The organism is Rothia sp. HMSC067H10 (assembly GCF_001810635.1).
Taxonomy (GTDB): Bacteria; Actinomycetota; Actinomycetes; order Actinomycetales; family Micrococcaceae; genus Rothia; species Rothia dentocariosa.
This window is the reverse complement of sequence record NZ_KV802290.1, coordinates 15,720-36,465: the sequence shown is the minus strand read 5'-3', so window position 1 is coordinate 36,465 and position 20,746 is coordinate 15,720. Positions and strand designations below refer to the sequence as shown.

Annotated in this window: 22 protein-coding genes; 5 read left to right on the top strand and 17 right to left on the bottom strand. The window is 56.7% G+C overall.

Going from position 1 to position 20,746, the window contains the following annotated elements:
• Positions 1–57: 57 nt before the first annotated feature.
• Positions 58–1,122: a DNA integrity scanning diadenylate cyclase DisA gene (gene disA, locus HMPREF2756_RS03605; protein ID WP_070618399.1), complete on the top strand. Its 1,065-nt coding sequence runs from the start codon at positions 58–60 to the stop codon at positions 1,120–1,122.
• 143 nt (positions 1,123–1,265) lie between these two features.
• On the opposite strand, the gene HMPREF2756_RS03600 is transcribed toward disA, so the two are convergent.
• On the bottom strand, positions 1,266–2,045 hold the full coding sequence (locus HMPREF2756_RS03600; RefSeq protein ID WP_070618396.1) for a hypothetical protein: 780 nt from the start codon (positions 2,043–2,045) through the stop codon (positions 1,266–1,268).
• 134 nt (positions 2,046–2,179) lie between these two features.
• On the opposite strand from HMPREF2756_RS03600, the gene HMPREF2756_RS03595 reads away from it, so the two are divergent.
• Complete coding sequence (locus tag HMPREF2756_RS03595) at positions 2,180–3,115, top strand: HhH-GPD family protein (RefSeq protein WP_070618394.1); 936 nt, start codon at positions 2,180–2,182, stop codon at positions 3,113–3,115.
• Positions 3,116–3,243: 128 nt separating this feature from the next.
• The gene (locus tag HMPREF2756_RS03590) at positions 3,244–4,011 is read left to right on the top strand and encodes an SDR family oxidoreductase (protein WP_070618391.1); all 768 of its coding nucleotides are present in this window, start codon (positions 3,244–3,246) and stop codon (positions 4,009–4,011) included.
• Positions 4,012–4,087: 76 nt separating this feature from the next.
• Here the strand turns inward: HMPREF2756_RS03590 and HMPREF2756_RS03585 are convergent, their stop codons facing one another.
• The 13 genes from HMPREF2756_RS03585 to folP all read right to left on the bottom strand — a co-directional run bounded on the left by HMPREF2756_RS03585 (position 4,088) and on the right by folP (position 17,314).
• Complete coding sequence (locus HMPREF2756_RS03585; RefSeq protein ID WP_070450579.1) at positions 4,088–4,597, bottom strand: MarR family winged helix-turn-helix transcriptional regulator; 510 nt, start codon at positions 4,595–4,597, stop codon at positions 4,088–4,090.
• Positions 4,598–4,820: 223 nt separating this feature from the next.
• Positions 4,821–7,373 (bottom strand): ATP-dependent Clp protease ATP-binding subunit, encoded by a 2,553-nt coding sequence (locus tag HMPREF2756_RS03580; RefSeq protein WP_070618388.1) that lies wholly within the window; start codon positions 7,371–7,373, stop codon positions 4,821–4,823.
• A gap of 548 nt (positions 7,374–7,921) precedes the next feature.
• Complete coding sequence (locus tag HMPREF2756_RS03575) at positions 7,922–8,281, bottom strand: histone-like nucleoid-structuring protein Lsr2 (protein ID WP_004005751.1); 360 nt, start codon at positions 8,279–8,281, stop codon at positions 7,922–7,924.
• 173 nt (positions 8,282–8,454) lie between these two features.
• On the bottom strand, positions 8,455–8,670 hold the full coding sequence (locus HMPREF2756_RS03570; RefSeq protein ID WP_004005752.1) for a hypothetical protein: 216 nt from the start codon (positions 8,668–8,670) through the stop codon (positions 8,455–8,457).
• Positions 8,671–8,818: 148 nt separating this feature from the next.
• Positions 8,819–10,351, bottom strand: coding sequence for a lysine--tRNA ligase (lysS, locus tag HMPREF2756_RS03565; RefSeq protein ID WP_246825826.1), 1,533 nt, complete (start codon positions 10,349–10,351; stop codon positions 8,819–8,821).
• A 95-nt stretch (positions 10,352–10,446) separates the two neighbouring features.
• The gene (panC, locus tag HMPREF2756_RS03560; RefSeq protein WP_013397973.1) at positions 10,447–11,394 is read right to left on the bottom strand and encodes a pantoate--beta-alanine ligase; all 948 of its coding nucleotides are present in this window, start codon (positions 11,392–11,394) and stop codon (positions 10,447–10,449) included.
• The gene (locus tag HMPREF2756_RS03555; RefSeq protein WP_070618468.1) at positions 11,391–12,347 is read right to left on the bottom strand and encodes a Rossmann-like and DUF2520 domain-containing protein; all 957 of its coding nucleotides are present in this window, start codon (positions 12,345–12,347) and stop codon (positions 11,391–11,393) included. The genes panC and HMPREF2756_RS03555 overlap by 4 nt, the downstream gene beginning before the upstream one ends.
• An 89-nt stretch (positions 12,348–12,436) precedes the next feature.
• A complete protein-coding gene (locus HMPREF2756_RS03550) occupies positions 12,437–14,137 on the bottom strand; it encodes a PH domain-containing protein (protein ID WP_070618385.1) in 1,701 nt (566 codons plus the stop codon).
• On the bottom strand, positions 14,137–14,712 hold the full coding sequence (locus HMPREF2756_RS03545) for a PH domain-containing protein (protein ID WP_070618382.1): 576 nt from the start codon (positions 14,710–14,712) through the stop codon (positions 14,137–14,139). Before HMPREF2756_RS03545 ends, HMPREF2756_RS03550 begins: the two co-directional genes overlap by 1 nt.
• 9 nt (positions 14,713–14,721) lie before the next feature.
• Positions 14,722–15,255, bottom strand: coding sequence for a DUF3180 domain-containing protein (locus tag HMPREF2756_RS03540; protein ID WP_070618379.1), 534 nt, complete (start codon positions 15,253–15,255; stop codon positions 14,722–14,724).
• A complete protein-coding gene (gene folK, locus HMPREF2756_RS03535) occupies positions 15,252–15,854 on the bottom strand; it encodes a 2-amino-4-hydroxy-6-hydroxymethyldihydropteridine diphosphokinase (RefSeq protein ID WP_070618466.1) in 603 nt (200 codons plus the stop codon). The genes HMPREF2756_RS03540 and folK overlap by 4 nt, the downstream gene beginning before the upstream one ends.
• Positions 15,855–15,891: 37 nt before the next feature.
• Positions 15,892–16,326, bottom strand: coding sequence for a dihydroneopterin aldolase (folB, locus tag HMPREF2756_RS03530; protein ID WP_070618377.1), 435 nt, complete (start codon positions 16,324–16,326; stop codon positions 15,892–15,894).
• Positions 16,327–16,363: 37 nt separating this feature from the next.
• Positions 16,364–17,314 carry a dihydropteroate synthase gene (gene folP / locus HMPREF2756_RS03525; protein ID WP_070618374.1) on the bottom strand — a complete coding sequence of 317 codons (951 nt, stop codon included), beginning with the start codon at positions 17,312–17,314 and terminating at the stop codon, positions 16,364–16,366.
• Between the two features lie 261 nt (positions 17,315–17,575).
• On the opposite strand from folP, the gene HMPREF2756_RS03520 reads away from it, so the two are divergent.
• Together HMPREF2756_RS03520 and HMPREF2756_RS03515 are read left to right on the top strand one after the other, a co-directional pair.
• Positions 17,576–17,779, top strand: coding sequence for a hypothetical protein (locus HMPREF2756_RS03520; RefSeq protein ID WP_048778830.1), 204 nt, complete (start codon positions 17,576–17,578; stop codon positions 17,777–17,779).
• A gap of 38 nt (positions 17,780–17,817) precedes the next feature.
• A complete protein-coding gene (locus HMPREF2756_RS03515; protein ID WP_070618371.1) occupies positions 17,818–18,414 on the top strand; it encodes a GNAT family N-acetyltransferase in 597 nt (198 codons plus the stop codon).
• Between the two features lie 251 nt (positions 18,415–18,665).
• On the opposite strand, the gene HMPREF2756_RS03510 is transcribed toward HMPREF2756_RS03515, so the two are convergent.
• The 3 genes from HMPREF2756_RS03510 to HMPREF2756_RS03500 are packed head-to-tail and all read right to left on the bottom strand — an operon-like array spanning position 18,666 to position 20,711.
• Positions 18,666–19,802 (bottom strand): hypothetical protein, encoded by a 1,137-nt coding sequence (locus tag HMPREF2756_RS03510; RefSeq protein ID WP_141747813.1) that lies wholly within the window; start codon positions 19,800–19,802, stop codon positions 18,666–18,668.
• Between the two features lie 58 nt (positions 19,803–19,860).
• A complete protein-coding gene (locus HMPREF2756_RS03505; protein WP_070618365.1) occupies positions 19,861–20,511 on the bottom strand; it encodes a Fic/DOC family protein in 651 nt (216 codons plus the stop codon).
• On the bottom strand, positions 20,508–20,711 hold the full coding sequence (locus HMPREF2756_RS03500; RefSeq protein WP_070618361.1) for a hypothetical protein: 204 nt from the start codon (positions 20,709–20,711) through the stop codon (positions 20,508–20,510). The genes HMPREF2756_RS03505 and HMPREF2756_RS03500 overlap by 4 nt, the downstream gene beginning before the upstream one ends.
• Positions 20,712–20,746 lie beyond the last annotated feature (35 nt).

Below are 20,746 nucleotides of genomic sequence, written 5' to 3'. Positions count from 1 at the left end.
TCGGGGCGGGGCGCGCAAAAAGGCTGTAACACAGGCTAAAACGATACAATATATTCCGTGCAGACAGATTACAGTGAACTCCTCCTGAAGACCATTGCGCAGATCGCCCCCGGCACCGAGCTGCGTGAAGGGTTAGAACGCATCCTCCGCGGGCGCACAGGCGCACTCATCGTGCTCGGTTCAGACCGCACCGTCACGGGGCTCTCCTCCGGTGGGTTCACCATCGACACCGAATTTTCTGCCACCCGCCTGCGTGAGCTCGCCAAGATGGATGGCGCGATCATCTGTGACCGCGACGCCACCCGCCTGCTCATGGCGGCGGTACAGCTCATGCCGGATGCAACCATCGACACCAACGAATCCGGAACCCGCCACCGCACCGCCGAACGCATGGCAATCCAGACGGGTTGCCCGGTGATCTCGGTCAGCGCCTCTATGTCCGTCATTTCGGTGTATGTGGACGGCACCCGATACACGGTCGAAGACACCCAATACCTGATGGCGCGCGCCAACCAGGCAATCCAAACCCTTGAAAGCTATAAGAAACGCCTCAACAAGGTGCTTTCCACACTGTCCGCACTCGAAATCGAATCACACGTTACGCTCAGCGATGTCGCTATCACCCTGCAGCGCATGGAGATGGTGCGGCGCATTATCTCTGAAGTCAGTCACTATGTGCTTGAACTCGGTGTGAACGGTCGCCTGGTGGCGCTTCAGCTTGAAGAGCTCCGCAGCCCCGATATGGCGGGTATCGACGTTATTCTGCACGACTACCTGCCGCGGCCCACCGCGCAGAGCATCTCCATCGCAACTCGGGCTCTGCGCGACCTTACCGACATGGATATTGTGGACCTCACTATGATCGCCCAGGCCGCAGGGTTCGGCGATTACGAACTCGACACTCCCCTGCAGCCGCGCGGCTACCGCCTGCTTGACGGCATCGCCACTATTCCGAACACAATTGCCGAACGCCTCGTTGAACGGTTCGGCACTTTGCAGGCGCTCATGGCCGCATCCTTAGAGGATCTGCGTGATGTTGATGGTATAGGCGAGCATCGTGCCCGCACCGTGCGCGAATCGCTCTCCCGCATGGCGGAAAGCAGCCTCGAAAAATACCTCTAACATTGGCCGGGTACGGTCCGAAGAACACCAGCCACCCGATAGAAAGAGCCTTTATTTCAATAAAGCGTTAAAAACTCTCTTTATTGAATAAAGGCTCTTTCTATACGTCTTTTATATATTCCCGCAGGGGAATACCGTGGGCGCTATTTCAATAGGAAGTTCACTCGCTGCGAGGTCACCCCATTCACGGTGGCCGTCACCCAGTATGTGCCCTTCGCCGTATTCTTCAGCGCATTACACCCGGAGGTATTGAGCTTACGATCCCACGCAACATCGCTGGCGGCTTCCTTGCCCGCAGGAATCTCGGTCTTCTTCGTGGGAGTGGGCGTGCACTTCGCAGACGAATACACCTGGGTGTCGCCCGATGTAATGTTGATCTCCACGCCCTCGGCAGCCTTCTCGCCGCCAATAAAGCAGGGCTTACCCGAAGAATTTGTGTACACCACGTGGAACGACGGCATTTCACCGGGCGCATACTGCTTCTTTGAAGGCTCGACCGTCACCTTTAGATCCTTGGCATTGCACAGAGCCACGGCTGGCGTTGCGGATGCGCTCGCCGACCCAGACGGAGTTGCGCTGCCGGATACCGCTGGGGTCCCAGAAACGGACGGGGTTGCCGATGCGTTCGGGCTGCCGGATGCTGAACCGCTCACCGATCCCGAAGGTGCAACCGTAGAAGGTGTGGGGCGCGCGCTGAAATTCTGGAAAGGTTCGCCGGTGGCTGTCGCCTCTGCTGCGGCATCGTCTTGAGGCCCCTTATTGATCTGGTTCACTAGGGTGGTAATACCAACAATGCCAACCAGCAAAACAAGAATAAGCACTACCACGGCAACGATACGACGGCGGCGGTATACTTCGGGGGGTAATTCGGGACCAAGTTCAGACATACCGTTAAGAATAACGGTTTTTTGGGTGTCGTGCATGCAAAACCATATATATAAGCTACATGGAATAGATAAAAATACGTTGCCTGTATATTGTGGGTCAATTGGCACCCGATACCCAATATCACCTACCCTAGAAACAGTAATACATTACAACGCAAGCAATTATTGCCATGTTCAATTTAAAAAACTCACACGAACTACACCACCGCATAAATACCTGGTACCAGCATCATGCCCGCGACCTGCCGTGGCGCCGCGCCGACTGCACGGCCTGGGGTGTGATGGTGAGCGAGTTCATGCTGCAGCAGACTCCCGTGAACCGCGTGCTTCCCGTGTGGGAAGAGTGGATGCGCCGCTGGCCCACGCCCGCATCCCTTGCCGCCGAAGACAGCGCGGAGGCGGTGCGCGCCTGGGGTCGTCTGGGCTACCCGCGCCGCGCCCAACGACTGCACGGCGCGGCGGTCGCTATGACGAAGCATCATGACGGCGAGGTTCCGGCGGATTATGACGAACTTCTTGAGCTTCCCGGTGTGGGGGCATACACCGCGGCGGCGATTACGGTCTTCGCCTTCGGCAGACGTGCCACCGTTATCGACACTAATATCCGCCGGGTGCACGCCCGCGCCGTCATGGGCAAGGCGCTGCCCCACAAACATTTGAACGCCGCCGAAACAAACCTTGCCGAAGAGCTGATGCCGCAGAATACCGCCGTATCCTGCGTGTGGAACGCCTCTGTTATGGAGCTGGGCGCGCTCGTGTGCGTCGCCAAGAACCCCCGCTGCGAGCAGTGCCCCCTTGAGGATATCTGCGCGTGGGTGAAGGAGGGCAAACCACAGGCCGAGTATACGCCTACGGGGCAGAGCTGGCACGGCACCGACCGGCAGCTGCGCGGTGCCATGATGGCGGTTCTGCGCGCCGCGCACGCACCGGTGCCGCGGGAGCTTCTAACGGACTTCTCCACCGATATTACTGTTCCCGATGCCCTGAAGGTTCCGGTGCAGGATTTACGCAAACTCGACTCGTCCCAAGAACAAATCGATCGATGCTACAGCGGGCTTCTGAAAGATAAACTTGCGAAAGAGCGTAAGGACAGAGTTTCGCTTTAGATTTTGGCCTTTTATGCACTATTCCCCAACTCACGATAAACCCCGAAAAAATATTGTTTTCACCTGAAATCTTTGGAAGAATGGAGAAAACATTCTGGAAAGCTCATTTCTTCGTGAAGGAGGACTCCATGAAAATAGCGGTCATAGGGGCAACCGGCACCATCGGCTCGAAAATTGCCGCCGAACTGGAAAAACGCGGTCACGAGGTAGTGCCGATCAGCCGATCACACGGGGTAGATGTTTCATCGCTCGCAGATTTAAGCGCGGCGCTGACCGGAGTGGATGTTGTGATCGATGCGATTAACAACATGATCATGAGCAGCAAAAAGGCGCAGACAGCCTTTATCAGCACCTCCAGCAATATCGCGCAGGCGGCGGCTGATAACGATGTGAAGCGCATCGTCTGCGTCTCGATCGCCGGAGTAGAAAACCCGGCGGTTAGCCGCGGATACGGCTACTATGCGGGCAAGGCGGCACAGGAGAAAACCTATCAGGATTCCGCCGTAGACACCGTTATTATTCGTTCGACGCAGTGGTTTGAACTTCTTGACCCCATTGTTCAGCAGGTTACGGTGGGGCCCGTCTCGGTGCTACCGACCATGAAAATGGCGCCTATTCCCGCAGATGCGGCAGCACAGCTGGTATGCGATGTTGCCGACGGCTCCGAGAAGGTACCGGGTACGGGCATCGTCTCGATCCGCGGCGAAGAAGAAGGAACAACGGCGGAGTTCGTGAAGCGGCTTCTCACGGCACGCGGCGAGGCCGGCGGCAAAACGCCGAAGGTGGTGCGGCAGCTGCCGTATTTCGGTTCCGCTATTGCCAAGGGCGGGCTGATTCCCGATCCCGCAGATCACACCATCTCCACCACGCTTGAGGAGTGGCTGGCAAGCCTGTAGCGGTTTCGATATTGCGCGAACCGATGCGGTCTTCGTATGTACGAAGGCCGCATCATTGCGTTAAGCGCTCGTATGCCTATGCGCCCTTATGCTCAAGAAAACCGATAAGCCTGTCGAGCAGGTCTTGCAGCTGTTCACGTTCCTGTGAGGTGAATTCGGCGCTCATGGCACGCTCGACGGCGCGAACCTTCTCGTCGGCCTGAACAACCAGCTCTTCGCCCGCATCGGTGAGGGTCACGATATTCACGCGGCTGTGAACTTCGGAGGGCACACGGGTAATTAGGCTTTTCGCATCCAGACGGGCAAGAATGGTGGCCATCGTCTGCGGGGTTACCGCTGCGGCACGCGCCAATTGCGCCGCAGACTGCCCGGGCACATAGTAGAGCGAAGTCATGGCGGCATACTGTGCGACGCTCAGATCGTACTCACGCAGAACCTTAGATTTGACCGCCATCATCGCCTGCTCGGCGCGTTTAATCGACGACCCTATGCGCGACCGGGTTTCGGCAAGATAGGCTTCTTGCCCCTGTCCCGGCTGCGGAGGGTATTTTACAGACTGCTGTGATTTTTCCGATGATGCGGGCATGTACTAAGCATACTATCCCCCGACTCCGTCTCGCTTTGTTATTCACCGACATACACACTTAGCAGAAACGCGGCGATATTGCCGGGGGTACAGCAATAATTATTCAGAAGCGCGGCAAAAACACCCTGAACAACTAAGGCTTGTCCCCCGAATCCTCACGCAAAGGATTCGGGGACAAGCCTTAGTTAGTGCCTTCCGCAGGATCGCCTACAGGGGAAAGCCGCTAGTCAGATGCCCCTCCGGTAATCTGCTCGGCTTCTTCCACGGCAGATTCCGCCATCTTATTGACGGTCTCCAGGGGTAAATCCCGCATCTGCTGCGAGGAGAAGACGAACTTCGCATCGTCGCCTTCACCCTCGACACCCACGGTAATCTTCTCGCCGGGCTTGATTTCGCCGAAGAGGATCTTCTCGGAGAGAGCATCCTCAATATTACGCTGCATTTCGCGGCGCAGCGGGCGGGCGCCCATCGCCGGGTCGTAACCCTTCGAGGCCATGAGAACCTTCGCGGCATCCGTAAGCTCGATCGACATTTCCTGATCTGCCAAGCGCTTTGCCAACCGGCCCACAAAGAGATCCACGATCTGCAGAATCTCGTTCTCGGAGAGCTGCGGGAACACGATAATATCGTCCACGCGGTTCAGGAACTCGGGGCGGAAGTGCTCCTTGAGGTTCTCCATCACGCGGGCCTGCATGCGCTCGTAATCGGCGTCGCCGTGATCCATCGCCTGGAAGCCCACGGGAACGCGACGGTTCACATCGCGCGAGCCGAGGTTCGTGGTCATGATGATCACGGTGTTCTTGAAGTCCACCACGCGACCCTGCGAGTCGGTCAGGCGGCCGTCTTCGAGAATCTGCAGCAGCGAGTTGAAGAGATCGGTGTGAGCCTTCTCGACCTCATCGAAGAGCACCACCGAGAACGGCTTGCGGCGCACCTTCTCGGTCAGCTGACCGCCCTCGTCGTAACCCACGTACCCGGGAGGCGCACCGAAGAGTCGAGACACAGTGTGCTTCTCCTGGTATTCGGACATATCCAGGGTAATCAGGGCGTCTTCATCGCCGAAGAGGAATTCCGCCAAAGCTTTCGCAAGCTCGGTCTTACCAACACCGGTTGGACCAGCGAAGATAAACGAGCCACCGGGGCGGCGCGGATCCTTCAGACCGGCACGGGTGCGGCGAATCGCACGGGAGAGAGCCTTGATAGCGTTGTCTTGACCGATCACGCGCTTGTGCAGCTCGTCCTCCATCTTGATCAGACGCGAGGACTCTTCCTCGGTGATCTTGTAGACCGGAACGCCGGTTGAGGATGCGAGCACCTCAGAAATAACCTCGGGGGTCACCTCGCCGAAAGCATCGCCGTTTTCGCGCCAAGCCTTCTCAGCCTCAGCCTTCTCGGCGAGTACCTTTTGCTCCTGATCGCGCAGCGCGGCGGCCTTCTCGTAATCCTGGCCCTTGATAGCGTCTTCCTTCTGCGCGCGCAGCTTCGACGCCTTCTCGTCAAGAATCTTAATCTCGGGCGGGGCGGTCATCCGCTTGATGCGCAGGCGGGCGCCCGCCTCATCAATCAGGTCAACGGCTTTATCCGGCAAGAAGCGGTCGGAAATATAGCGTGCCGCCAAGTTCACGGCAGCCTCGATCGACTCGTCGGTAATGGTTACGCGGTGGTGAGCCTCGTACTTATCGCGCACTCCCTTGAGAATCTGCACGGCGAGCTCCTGGGAAGGCTCATCCACCTGAATCGGCTGGAAGCGGCGTTCCAGTGCGGCGTCCTTCTCAATGTGCTTGCGGTACTCGTCCAAGGTGGTGGCACCGATGGTCTGCAGCTCACCGCGAGCCAGCATCGGCTTTAGGATGGAGGCAGCGTCGATAGCGCCCTCTGCGGCACCGGCACCGACAAGGGTGTGAATCTCGTCGATGAACAGGATAATGTCGCCGCGGGTGCGAATCTCCTTGAGCACCTTCTTGAGGCGTTCCTCAAAGTCACCGCGGTACCGGGAGCCCGCAACCAAGGAACCCAAATCTAGAGTGTACAGGTGCTTATCTTTGAGAGTTTCGGGAACATCGCCGTGTACGATGGCCTGCGCCAAGCCCTCAACAACGGCGGTTTTGCCGACACCGGGTTCGCCGATAAGCACGGGGTTGTTCTTGGTGCGGCGTGAGAGAACCTGCATTACGCGTTCCATCTCGTGGTGACGACCAATCACCGGGTCAAGCTGACCCTCGCGTGCGGCGGCGGTGAGGTTACGCCCGAACTGATCGAGAATCGTCGAACCCGCCGGGGTGCCCTCGCGGGAGTTGCCCGCGCCAACACCGGCGGTTTCCCTATTCTCGTTGTTGCCGGGGTACCCGGAAATAAGATCCATCACGGCCTGGCGAACCTCGGCACCCTGCACGCCTACTTTGGAGAGAACCTGGTTTGCCACGCCCTCGGAGGCGCGCACCATGCCCAGCAGGATATGTTCGGTGCCGATATAACCGTGGTTAAGCTGAATGGCCTCACGCATGGAAAGTTCGAGGACCTTCTTGGCGCGCGGGGTGAAGGGAATGTGACCGCTTGGCGCCTGGGGGCTGGGACCCACAATGCTCTGCACCTGTTCGCGCACGGCATTCAGGGTAACCCCGAGGGACTCAAGAGCACGGGCACCGATGCCCTCGCCCTCGTGAATCAGCCCGAGCAGCAGATGCTCGGTGCCGATGTAATTGTGGTTGAGCATGCGTGCTTCTTCTTGGGCAAGCACCACAACGCGCCGAGCTCGGTCGGTAAAGCGTTCAAACATTGCGCACTCCTTGGAAATTTTGCTTGATACTAGATTACGTGGAAAAGCGCGGCTACGGTGCACTGTTCGCCATCAAGAGAACGTCTGTGTCGCTATTTTTCGGGGAGCCTTTTACCGAGCCAAAACCGGGATGCGCATCGGGCGTTTCTCGACGGTCATAAACATTTTCATGAAACTTTTATCGTGCTCTATCAGAAGACCTAATATCGCTTTAGCTTATAGCAATACTAATGTACCTCCGCGCCCTTTACTAAAACGTTATAATTCTGCCTCGGTATTTAGATTCTTAGGAGACATTCTTGAGGATTGCTCTCATAAGATAACGGGGATTCCATAAACACCAAGAAAAGGCCCGGGGCGATACCCACCACGTGATTACCTAAATACATATCACGGGGCTAATAAAAAAGCCGGAAGATGATAGCTCTTCTCATGAAGGGCTTTTTCTAAAAACCTCGTTATGCAGAAGGCGGGATAACACTTGATGTGTCATCCCGCCGTCGGCAGATGAAATACCATCACAGAATTAGCGATGGTATCAATACTATTTACTTACCTTCTGCCTTCATAGCTGCGTAGTAAGCATCCTGAATTTCCTGGTGGATGCGGCCGCGGTCAGAAACTTCGTGACCGTTTTCGCGTGCCCACTTACGAATTGCAGCGGTTTCAGGGTTACGCTTCACCGGAGCGGAAGAGCCACGACCACCGCGGGAACCGCGCTGGGAGGCACCTACCTGAACGCGACGACCCTTAGATGCGAACGGACGAATTGCATCACGAAGACGAGCGGCATTAGCACTGGATAGGTCAATCTCGTAATGAGCTCCGTCGAGGCCGAATCGTACAGTCTCTTCTGCGGGACCACCATCAAGGTCGTCCTCAAGAATAATGCGCACCTTCTGTGCCATAGGGGTTTTCTCCTTAGTTTGGTTTATTGCTCCAACTATGAGTTTTTACACTGCACGTTGTCACACTCTCTAATTTATCTCCTTCATAATAACAGAAATAAATGACTAATGACTACCAACATAGAGAATTCTAAGGAATGACACAGAATAGTGTTGTCATTTAACGGTTATATTTATTGACGCTCCGTTTTATTACCCGTTTTATCAGTACCAAAAGGATTTACCGTTCCTTGTGAACCCTTTACCTTCTCGTACCACTGTTGAGCGTCTTTTTCGACATCACGCTGTGCTGAACGTTCTGCGCGATCCGCCCGGTTAATCCAACGCAAAATGAAATATAACGCAATCCCGGCAAAAATAGGAGGCAGCAGCGCAATCAAAATCTCCATGAAAATCCCTCACAACCTTTCGTGCTGATGACAGCATACCCGATAGCGCAAAATGCCGCCCGATAACGCATACACGTTACGAACGGCATCTACGGTTTAACGCAGTTTACAGACCTTTACGAAAGAAAAGCCTTGATCAAGCCCGAAATTACGACTCCGGTTTCATCAGCGGGAACAAAATAGTTTCACGAATACCTGGCTGACGCACCACGGTTCCAGGGCGTTCAGGGTCCTGTTCACCCGCCAAAAGCATAATCAGACGGTCAACGCCCAGCCCGAGACCGCCCATCGGCGGTGCACCGTGCTCCAAGGCGCGCAAGAAGTCCTCATCAAGTTCCATCGCCTCGTCATCGCCCGCAGCGGCCTTATGGGACTGCTCAGTCAAACGCTCGCGCTGAATCACAGGGTCGATCAGCTCAGAGAACGCGGTACCGCGCTCCATACCGCCAATAATCAGATCCCACGCCTCAATCGTGCGGGAACCATCGCGGTTCGGCCGCGCCAAAGGCTGAGCGCTTGGCGGGTAGTTATACACAAAGGTCGGGTTCAGCAGAGTCGGCTCCACAATTTCACCGAAAAGCTCAATCACAAGTTTCTCAGCATCCCAGGCGGAATCCACCTCAACCTCATGCTTGGCGGCGATCTCGCGCAGCGTCTCAGCGGGGGTGTCCGGGGTTATTTCAACGCCCACGGCCTCAGACAGTCCGGGGTAGACGCTCAGCCACGCCCACTCACCGCCCAGGTCGATCGTGCCGTCCTCGGTCTCAATCGCGGTAACCCCGAGCTCCTGTGCGCACGCAACAATAATCTCCTGCATGCGCTCAGCCATTACGTACTGATCGGCGTAGGCTTCGTAGCATTCCAGGGTTGTAAATTCGGGGCTGTGAGTCGAATCCACGCCCTCGTTGCGGAATACGCGACCAATTTCGTAGACGCGCTCAATACCGCCCACCACGGCACGCTTGAGCGGAAGTTCGGTGGCGATGCGCATCGTCATAGGCTGGTCGAAGGCATTCAGGTGGGTGCGGAACGGGCGAGCCGTCGCGCCGCCGTGCACCAGCTGCAGCACCGGGGTTTCCAGCTCAATATAGCCGTGATCTTCCAGCACGCGGCGCACAGTGCGGGTAATCAGGGCGCGCTTTTTCACCAGGTCACGAGCCTCAGGGCGAACCATCAAGTCCAGGTAGCGACGGCGCACCCGAGTTTCCTCGTTCAAATCCTTGTGCAGCACGGGCATGGGGCGAATCGACTTCGCGGCCATCCTCCACTCACGCACCATAATCGACAGTTCGCCGCGGCGAGAGACCACCACGCGGCCGGTCACATACACGTGATCGCCCAAATCCACCAGGGATTTCCAGTCGGCAAGCGACTGTTCACCAACCTCATTGAGCGAGAGCATCGCCTGAATGCGGTCGCCATTCGTACCCGCCTGCAGAGATGCAAAGCAGAGTTTACCGGTATTGCGCACGAACACAACACGGCCCGGCACGTGCACCACATGGTCGGTTTCATCCCCGGCGGTGAGCTCACCGGACTCTAATTTCGGGTCGTATTGAGCGCGAATATCGGCGATATGATCCGGTTCGATGCGCTTACCTTCGGCATCCAGAAGCCCAACGGGATACGCTTCACCCGCGGTCTCCAGGAACTTAGCGCGCTTCTCCAAGCGAATCTTCATTTGCTCGGACATATCTGCAATGGCCGGTGTGGCGCTCTGCTCGTTGCTCAAAAGGTACCTATCTCGTGTTTTAGGAGGTCAAATGTGACGGTTTGCTACAGCAAATCCATGTTGTCGATCAAGCGTGTGGAACCCACATATGCCGCAACTAGTGCGAGCACCCGCTCGGAATCAGCGGTCGGCGGCTGGAAATTGCTCGGATCCACAAGCTCCAGGTAGTCCAGGCGCACACCCTCGGTTGAGTTAATACGTGCCCGTGCACTCTCTAGATCAATGCTCTCAAACCCGCGGTTCAGCGAGTTTTCGCGCATCAATGCAAGGGTTCGGGAAATCACCAGCGCAGCCTCGCGTTCCTGTTCGCTGAGGAATTCGTTCCGTGATGAGAGAGCCAAGCCGTCGTCGTCACGCACAATAGCGATAGGACGCAGGGTAATGTCGTGGTTGAAGTCGTGAATCATGCGCTGCACGAGCAAAACCTGCTGGGCATCTTTCTGCCCAAAGTAAGCGTTCACCTCGTGCGAGCCCGCGGCGGGGCGCACAATATTGAAGAGCTTGTTCACGACGGTGAGCACGCCGTCGAAGTGGCCGGGGCGGGTGATTCCCTCAAATTTATTGCCCAGTTCGCCGCTGGAAATGCGAATAAGCGGCTCGCCTTCGGGATACATTTCATCCACGGAGGGCGCGAAGATAATATCAACGCCCGCATCGGCGGCGACCTGCGCATCCGTTTCCAGGGCGCGCGGGTATTTGTCATAGTCTTCGTTGGGGCCGAATTGAAGCGGGTTAACAAAGATCGACGCCACCACAACATCGTTCTGTTCACTTGCGCGGCGCAAAAGCGTGGCGTGCCCTGCATGCAGAGCACCCATCGTAGGTACATACCCGAGCGTAGCGCTACGGTACTGCACCTCGCCTTCCTGTTCGGCGGCTTCGGCACGGGCGCGCTCATTCAGCCGTTCCTGGGCGGCGGCAAGCGCCTCCGCAATAGCGGAGCGAAGCTCGGTAATAGTCGTGACGATGCGGGGCATCGAGGTCTCAGTCATGACGAGAACTCCTTATCGTCAGGCATCGCACCGGATTGACGCGTGCCCGTGGTGTGGGTTCGCAAGGTAGATTCAATCCGAGCCTTCTGGTCGTCGTTTATTGAGTTTCTATTATGCGCCCTAGATGCGGTTGCGCGCACCATGGCGGCATATGAGTCAGCGATATCCTGGGTTTTTTCGTGATCGGTGTACTCTATCAGCGCATTAAGATGCGCATCCAGGGTACCTGCATCGCCGCGTGCCACGGGACCGGTCAGCGCGCCTTCGCCACTCGCAAGCGCGTTATCGACGGTCGCACGAACCAGCGGACCGAGGTAACGCGCCGGGTCTTCAATACCGATACTAGCAAGCATCTGCTGGGACTGTCCCAAAAGTGTGACGAGATGGTTCGAGGCATGCGCCAGTGCGGCATGATAAAACGCACGATCGGCTTCGGCAACGTGGACGGGCTCACCGCCCATTTCAACGACGAGCGCCTGAGCTATAGGGATAAAAGGCGCGGGTCCGGTCACAGCAAAGCTCGTACCGGTGAGTCGTTGTAAATCCAGGGACAAACCGGTGAAAGTCATGGCGGGGTGAATCGCCAAGCCGATAGCGCCCAAGGTGGTTGCGGGAGCGAAAATATCGGTGCCGTGCCGCCCGGAGGTGTGCACAAGCAACTGCCCACTGGTTAAGGACCCGGAAGATGCCAAATACTCGATCAGACCAGCCAATTCATCGTCGGGGACAGCCAACAGCAGCAGCTCGCTGCGTTCGGCAATCTGTTCCACCTCAAGGAGCGGTACGCCGGGTAAGAGCACATCCGCCCGTTCTTGAGAAGCTTCAGAAACCGCATGCACGCCCACCAGGGAATGCCCGGCAGCGCGCAGGGCGGCACCGAGCACAGCGCCAACTTTACCGGCGCTGATAACGCCGATGCCGAGGCGTGCGGGTTTCAGATGATTCGTGGTCACACCCTTAAGTATATTAGGTACCGCAAAATCCGCGTGTTTTTCAGCGTTCACCAGGTGCGTCGAATATCATGGCAGGCTTGAGCGCGGAATTATGCCGAAGGCGATGTGTAATAGGCCCGAGTGCCGTCAGTGCGGGTGATGATCTCGACGGCAATGCGTTCGGCATCGTGCGCCTCTAGGTTCTGGACGGCTGGTTTGACCGGCCCCGGAACGCTGCCCAAATGTATGCATGCGGTTTTGAGGATGCGATTGAGCGGCCCCTGTGACCATTGCACCGCGAGCACCTGCCGTTCGGGGACTATCGAGAGGAACCGCAGCAGGCAGCCGCCACGCAGCAAGAGAAGATCCCGGGTGGGGGCGTGTTCCGAATGGTGCGGGTCGGCCTCAGCTTCCACCCGTTCGGCATTCACCCGCGCGAAGCCGTCACGCCGGAAGGTGAGCGGGTTAAGCCAGCGTGTTCGGCGCGGCGCCGTCACTACGCCTAACTCGCGGCTGTCGGCGGGGTCATACCTTGACGATTCCATGACCGCCTGCACGATTTCGAGGCTGTGCGGTGACGCACTCGGCAGCAGCAGGTGAAGAAGCCGCTGCATTTCGCGGGCGGTGCCCACGGGCAGGGCGGTGTTGCGGGTAAATAAGTCGTCGGATGAACCCTCCGTATTTACCGCCACGCCCGCAATATTGACCACTACCCGGTACCACCCGAAGGGCTTCCACAGCAGGGGCTGTTCAATCTTGAGGGCTTGAATACGCTGCGGGAACAGGGTTTGCGTATGCGTTCCCGTGAATCCGTAGGTGATGCGCAGGCTGTCGCCGCGCGCATCCGAAATGTTCTGGCGGATGCGCTCCACCGTGAAATTTGCTCCCTGATCGAAGCTGCTCCACAGCTGCCAAAGAAAACCAAGAATTGGAATCAGGGACGGAAAAATAAACTGCGATATCTGTCCCAACTCCTTTTGGGGGTTCATCAGCCACCCCATGATCGTAACGCTCACCCAGATAATCGCTACCGGAAGTGCCCACAGGAGCGAACTGAGCACGATAGCGGCAAGAACCCGCAGATTGGGGACTTTGAGGAGAAACCGTTCCGGCTTGTGGCCTCCCTCTGCCTGCTGCTCCCCCGCGAGGTTTACCTCGTAATCCTTCTCAGCCGGAGCGCTCACAGCATCGGCGGATTCTGGCGTATTGGCGGCACGCAGGGTACTCATCCGCTGCAGCAGGCGTTCCTGCAAATTCTGCGCCTTCGCATACGAGAGGTATTTGATATGCAGGGCTTCTTCGGCACCGTCCGCAGCCTCAAGCCGAAGCTCGGACAGCCCCAAAATACGGGCGACAAGTGAGCGTGAAATATCGACGCTTTGCACGCTTTCCAGGCGAATCTGCCGCTGTTTCTTGAAAAATATTCCGCTGTGGCGGTATACCGAATGCGCGCTCACGCTGTAGCGGGTAAACGCCCACGAAAGAATACTTCCGCCAAAAATAAGGACCGCCGCAGCACCGTAGCCATACAGCATTACCGGGTTATGTCCCACATGATTCAGCAGATATTCGGGCAGCTGCCGCAGAATATTCCAGTAATCATTCTCGGCATTATTATTGAAGGAATTCTTAATATAATCCCAGGCGAGATAAATAATAAAAGCAAAGAAAACCCATATGTTCATGATGAACGTGCGCACATCGGTACGCCACCACGTGAGGGTCTCCGCAGCTTCACTCGGGACTATCTGATGTTCAGAAGTGTTAGAAGACACGTCCTGGTTATTCGAGTTTCGGGGTTCCTGTGTCATTACAGCGCCGCCATGCGTTCATCGGCGCGGCGTATCAAAAGCTCGCGCAGCTGCTGCCCACGTTCTGCGGGAATACCGTACAGCGTCACCTTAGAAGCGGTCACCCCGGCGGTGCGGATCGTCAGACGCACCAGGTGATGAGCACGCTCCAAGGGACCGGAATCTACATCTACATACTGGATGCGCCCATACGGAATGGACGTCACATGCCGAAACAGCAACCCCTGGCGCGCCATCAGATGGTTGGGGCGCAGACTATAACCCAGCGCTCGGGTGCGGCGCGGCAGCAGCGCCGCCCACCAGATACCCCACACCACCAGGACAGCGGCGATCGCCCCGGTAAGAGCAGGCAGCCACGTGGTTTTGGGCAGGACGCCGGAGGAACGCATCATCTCAAACATCACGGTCAGCACCGCAAAAACGCCTACCAGTGTGGCGAAAAACCCTACGACCTGTATCAGCCGAATCTTGGTATACGAAGGATGCGCGCGCACCCACTCGCCCTCAGTCGCGGTCACCGAGCTCTCACCCTCGTGCGAGAAAGAAGCATCCTCAGCATGTGAAAGTTGTGACATACATACCCTCTATCGTCGATCGCTCGTGCGGGAATATCCATCGGCGGCAAGCTTACCCGAATTCGAGCCGCCCGACGACGAATTACCGTCCGGATCATCCGGCGGAATACGGCACAGATACTGCGCCCACAGCCCGCCCGCCATCAGCAGCACAGCACCGATCAGATTCACCACAGTAGACCAGAAAAACCCGGGGATACCGCGAGCGCTCGCCAGCGCTAAATCGTAGACAATAAGTCCGAGCATCCAGCCCGCCAGCAGCGCCCCGGTCAAAATTGCGCCCTGCGCACACGCCAAAGTACGCGCAGCCATGAGAGAGTTCATGGACTTCGCTTTACGCCGGGTCTCAACATTGCGAAAACGCGCCACCTGAAACGCAAACCAGAGCGTAATACCCGCTATCACCACGCAAATCAGTGCCACCACAGGCGACATCGCGAGCTCACCGCCGCCAGCGTTTACCACCAGATTATTCAGGATCGTTGCAGCAATAAGCCCCAGCGCTACGGCACACGCAATAACGGATATTCGGATGGGCTTCATACGCCCTCGCTTTCAGCACCACTATCAAATAGGTTCTTGGGCAAATTCATGTCTCGCATAAATCGTACCGCGTTAACCCCCGCCCGTTCATCGGCTGCGCGTACCCTGCGAGCTAAATCGGCAACGAGATGCCGCGTCTGTTCGCCCGTAGCGGCATCACGAGAGGGTATTACCGCCTGCGGGTTTGCCTGTTCCCACGGAACCAGTACGAAAGCACGCTCATGCGCACGCGGATGCGGCAGCGTCAGAACCGGATCGTCGCTGACAAGGTCGTCATAGGTAATAACGTCAATATCGAGAGTGCGCGGGCCCCATCGCACAAGCCGCACCCGGTAATGATGCGCCTCCACCTGCTGGCACAGCGCTAACAGCGCGTAGGGGTCAAGACTCGTGTGTACTTCAAGGACGGCGTTGATATAGTCCGGCTGGTCGGCGGGGCCGCCTACCGGTTCCGTCACATACAGCCCGGAGGCACGCACTAGCCGCACTGCACCCCCGCTAAGATGCACGAGGTCGGCGGCGGCCTGCTCTAGGGTGGTTTCGCTCTCACCCAGGTTTGACCCCAGGGCCAGCACCGCCGTATGCGCTAACGCGTCCATGCCGGGCGCAGGGTGCGATTGGTTCGCGTTCGGTACATTACCCACGCGCGCATGCACCCTTTCCGCCCTGAATCTGCGTGCCTTCACGCTCCCGGAATACGGTCACTGCCACGTTCCCGAAGGTCACCTCAATCGGGGCCTTCGGTTTATTGACGGTCACCTCAAGCGCATGCACATACGCGCATTCGTCCAGAATGTTCTGGGCGATACGCACGGCAAGAGTCTCAATCAAATCGAGGGATTCCCCCACAATATGCGTGCGGATAATCTCGGCAACTTCCGCATAGTTCGTGGTTTGGGCGAGGTTGTCGGTTGCAGCAGCCTGCGTGAAGTCGGTGTATAAAACCGTATCTACTATGAAGGGCTGACCTTCACGTTTCTCAAAATCAAGCGCTCCGTGAAAACCCACGGCGGCAACACCGGTCAGGGTAATGCGGTCGCAGGATGCGTAGGCGTGTGCTGGGTTTGGCATGGTGTTCCTTAGCTGATGTGAATACTGGTACATAATTTTAGGTCTGTTTGGTGCGGGTAATAGTGCGTAAAGTATTCGCTACGGTCACGGCATCCACCGTGGGGGGCACATTGTGCACGCGAACCCCCCACACTCCCTGGGCCGCCGCGAGCGCAGAGAGAGCGGCGGATGCGGCATCACGGTCTTCGGGAGCGCGTACTGGCAGCATTTGGTCGGGCACGGTGTTCGCGCCCGCGGCCGGATTCTGGGTTTTGGTGCGCGTCGCATCCGCAGCGTTCAGCGCATTCGCCAGAAACCGTTTACGTGAACCGGCTATTAGTACTCGGTGCCCCAGCGTGTGCAGCTGCCCAAGGGCGGCGAGCAGTTCCCAATCCTGCATGCCACCCTTCGCAAATCCCAGCCCGGGGTCAAGAATAATGTTCTCGGCATGAACCCCGGCGGCAACCAGGCGATCGCGCAGGGCGGCGAGCTCGTCCAGCACCTCGGTGACGGTGCCGCGTGGGTAGGCGGCGAGCGCATCCATTGTGGTTGAGGTGCCGCGCGCGTGCATCAGAATATAGGGTACGCTCAGCTCGGCGACGGTCTGTATCATCTCATCGCTCACGCTCATGCCTGAAACGTCGTTGATGATGTGCGCCCCGGCAGCTACGGCGGCGCGGGCAGTCGCTGCGTTCATGGTGTCTACGCTGATGGTGATACCGGTTTCGGCAAGCCCCTCGATCACGGGCAGAATACGCCGAAGTTCCTCCTCAACACTGATGCGCACCGCACCGGGCCGGGTGGATTCGCCGCCCACATCAATAATGTCTGCGCCCTGCGCGATCATGCGCTGTGCGTGGGTGAGAGCGTCGTTCGCGGTATAGTGTTCGCCGCCGTCGCTGAAGGAATCGGGGGTGACGTTCAGGATTCCCATCACCAGGGTTCGCTCGGCGGCTGCGGCGTCGCAGGGCAGGTGTGCGGGGGGCTGCGGGCTCATCATTGCGTGCATGATTTAATCCTAACGGATGCGCGCCTGACCCCTTCGTGCCGTGAGCAGGTGGTATTTGGCCCGAGCAGGTCGGAAAATCCTACCTTGTCGGCGAAAAACAACCTTCTCGCGACCGGTTTTAATATTGCATGGTTTATGCGCATTTTTTCATGCAGGGCGTAGCGGGGTATGCTGGATTTATGACTATAGAGTTCTGTACGGCTACGGTGCCGGACGGAATGTAACGACGCATCGTAGAGACTGACGGTTTTGGAGGTTCAGATGAATCTGAAAGTTGGCGCTTGGATTCTTGGCTTTATCGCTCTTGCGGCGTTTATCACGGTTGTTCTGGCGAATGGACTTACCGCCGTGCGCTGGGTCGCGTTCGGTGTCGCAACCTGCGCAGGGTTCCTCTCCCTGGGTATGGTCGTAACCCTAGCCCTCGGCTGGGATGATCCCACGGGAAAGAAAGCCGAATCTCACTAGTTTTATCTCGTGCAGAGGCGTTCCGCTATGATTAAGCCATGCCGGATACCCTCACGATTCGACCCGCCACCCCCTACGATGCGCAGGCAATAGCGCGCATCCGTGTTCAGGGGTGGCGGTTTGCATATCAGGGTTTAATATCTCAGGATTACCTTGATTCGCTCAGCGTCGCCGAAGACACCGAGCGGATGCGCGGGTATCTCAGCCAGTTTCCCCAGAATTCGCCGCCCAGCAGGTCAAAGTCCGTGCAGGGTTCGAGTGATGATGAAAAACGGTCGTTTATGCTCGCTGCACGCGGCGATGCGGTGCTGGGGTTCTGCTGTTTCAGCGCGACCCCCGATAAGATTGACCGCGCCGAAAGGGCTATTCCGGGCGAGACGATAAACGGAAGACTCCACTCACTCTATATAGACCCGGATGCCCTCGGGCAGAGTATTGGGCACGCCCTTATGAGCCATGCACTCAGCACTTTTGCCGCATGGGGATGTGAGCGCGCGACTCTCTGGGTTTTGGAGGGAAATTCCCGCGCTATCAGCTTCTACGAACGGCAAGGCTGGCATCGCACGGGCGCCACAAAGGTGGATCGTTCCTTTGGACTGTGTCTGGTTGAGCACGAAATGGCGGTTCAGTTTTAACGCGAAACCGTCCGGATGATCGTGCGGCTTGTTGAGGCAGGTTCACGATTCATCGAGGCGGTCGCTAAGTTAGTCGACGCTATTAGCCGCTGGCTAATATAACGTCCTCACAGGGTGCGCACTCATAGTTTTAGCAGACTGGGTGCTCATCCGTATCGTTGCTACCTTACCCTATATCGCACATGCTCCACCCTCTAAAACAGCATCTGCAGCAGAAACCACCCATACACACGCGGGGACAGAGCATAGCTTCACCCCGGCAAGATGCCTCGCTTCAGGCGGGTATGCTCGTCAGCGCTCATGCGCTCGCCTTTCTGAAGGGACCCGTTAGCTTTGGGAGTGAGGCGCCTGAGATTCTGCGGGGTCATGATCGCCGAACGGCTAGAATGCTCATACGCATAGGTCGTGAAGATCCAGTCTGCGAGTTCGCGCGCATCTTGGGGGTCAAACCTTAGCCCATAACGCGGTTCAGAGTTCGTAAGCACGGATTGAATGTGCCGATACCAAGCATCGCGGCTGCGCATCACAAGCCAGAATCCGGGCTCGCTTTCCTGCTCATCGCGCAGATAACGCGCCAGACGGTATAACACCAATCGGGCGCTAAAATCCGAATAGACATTCTGTAAATCTTCAACCCCACTCACCCACGATGAGCGAAACGGATACAACTCCACGTTGCAGGTACGCAGATTCTTAACAGTCTGATGCACATAATCGCCCAAAGTTCCCGCACGGTAGTGTCTAAGGAGCAGCTTGCGAAAAGCCTCATAATACTGGCTATCAACGTCATTGACCAGAAGCGCTGAATCATAATTACGCAGATAATAACGCTCTGTGCGGGTAAAAGATTCTTGATCGGTTATATCAGGTCCAATAATGTTTTTGAGTTCGCGGTACAGAATATTTTCAGGGCACATCACGTGATTTAGTACGTCATCTGGCGTCAGGTTGTAACCCTGTGTCTTGGCGTTATAAAAAGCAGAAAAGTTGAGGGTGCGATCCGGGTGTCTGTTGTTCTGTTCGTGAAAATCGCGAACATTCTGTGCCAGGTCTAAAGAGCTGTCAATGCTTGGGTTGAACAGGCAGTGCATCAGCCGGGCGTTCACCCAACGACCATGCACATGCTGCGGGATAGCGTAGGCTAGCGACTGTACAAGTCGTATCAGCCGTTCAGGCCTCACCCACGCAAAACCTTCCTCTGCTGCGCACGGCTTCTCCCCCGCACCCATTGCGGCACAAAACTCTTCGATCTTCCGGTACCCGCTCCTCCCGGGTAACCACGGCGAGCCTAGTGCGGCCTCTAGATGGTTTTGATCGGAAATTCTGCCCGCATCATCAATCTCATCTGCCCACGCAAGGAATTCGGGCAGGATTCTAGGGGGTCTCATATACATCCTTGTAAGACTGTTATAGGGCTTTTAGTTTTATTAAGTCTCGCTCTTGTCCTCAGAACGTGATTACTTGCCTGAGAACAGCAGCCAACCTGTCGTTTCGTCCGGTATCCTGACTATAAAAACGCGCCTGTACGAATTCCTCACACAAGGGACTATCGGGGGCGAACGCGCTGGTATCAATGCTGTATCCTGCGTATTCGGTAAGGTATGAGAAAAACACAAACTGGCTACGAGTGTTACCCTCACGAAAACTATGGATTACATTAATCTCGCCCCAGCTTTTAGCGAGCTCAGCTGCAAAAGTATCTTGGTCTAAATCTCGCAGAAAATTCTTCTGGGCAAGCTTTGCGTACTCGGCTTCTGCAGCTGCTCTCAGATGCGGGCCAGCCCCATAGTAAGCATGTCCGTTTTTAGACATAAACTGCCCCACTGGCGCAACCCGTTCCTGCCCTGCCCACTCGTATATATCATGGAAAATGGCGTAATGGATTGCTTTCATATGTTCATAGTCAAATTTACCTAGCACAAGGTTCTCACGAAGTTCCCGGATCCTCAGGCTGGTAATTGCTTCTTCCATAACCCGCAATTTTTCTGGGTCAGTCTCACCAAAGGGCTTGTTTGGCGTGGTGAATTTATTTCGCAGCACCCTAGTGCCAGGAATATAGTAATCATCCCAGGTGTGAAAGATAACGTGGTCTCTCACGATGCCCTTTGCACATGGCGGCGGATCTCTGCAATAGCCTCATCGGCAGTGATGGCATGATGAGCTGCCTGATCCACAATATCTTTCAGCACAGGATCAGTGACATGATGACCAGCTAATGCCAAAGCTGTATCTGCAAAAGCCTGATTCTCCTCAGCCTCGGATGCGGTAATGCGAGTACCAGAGAGTATATGAGTCATGTTTCCCCCTACAGCCTTTATTGTACGTGAGAATG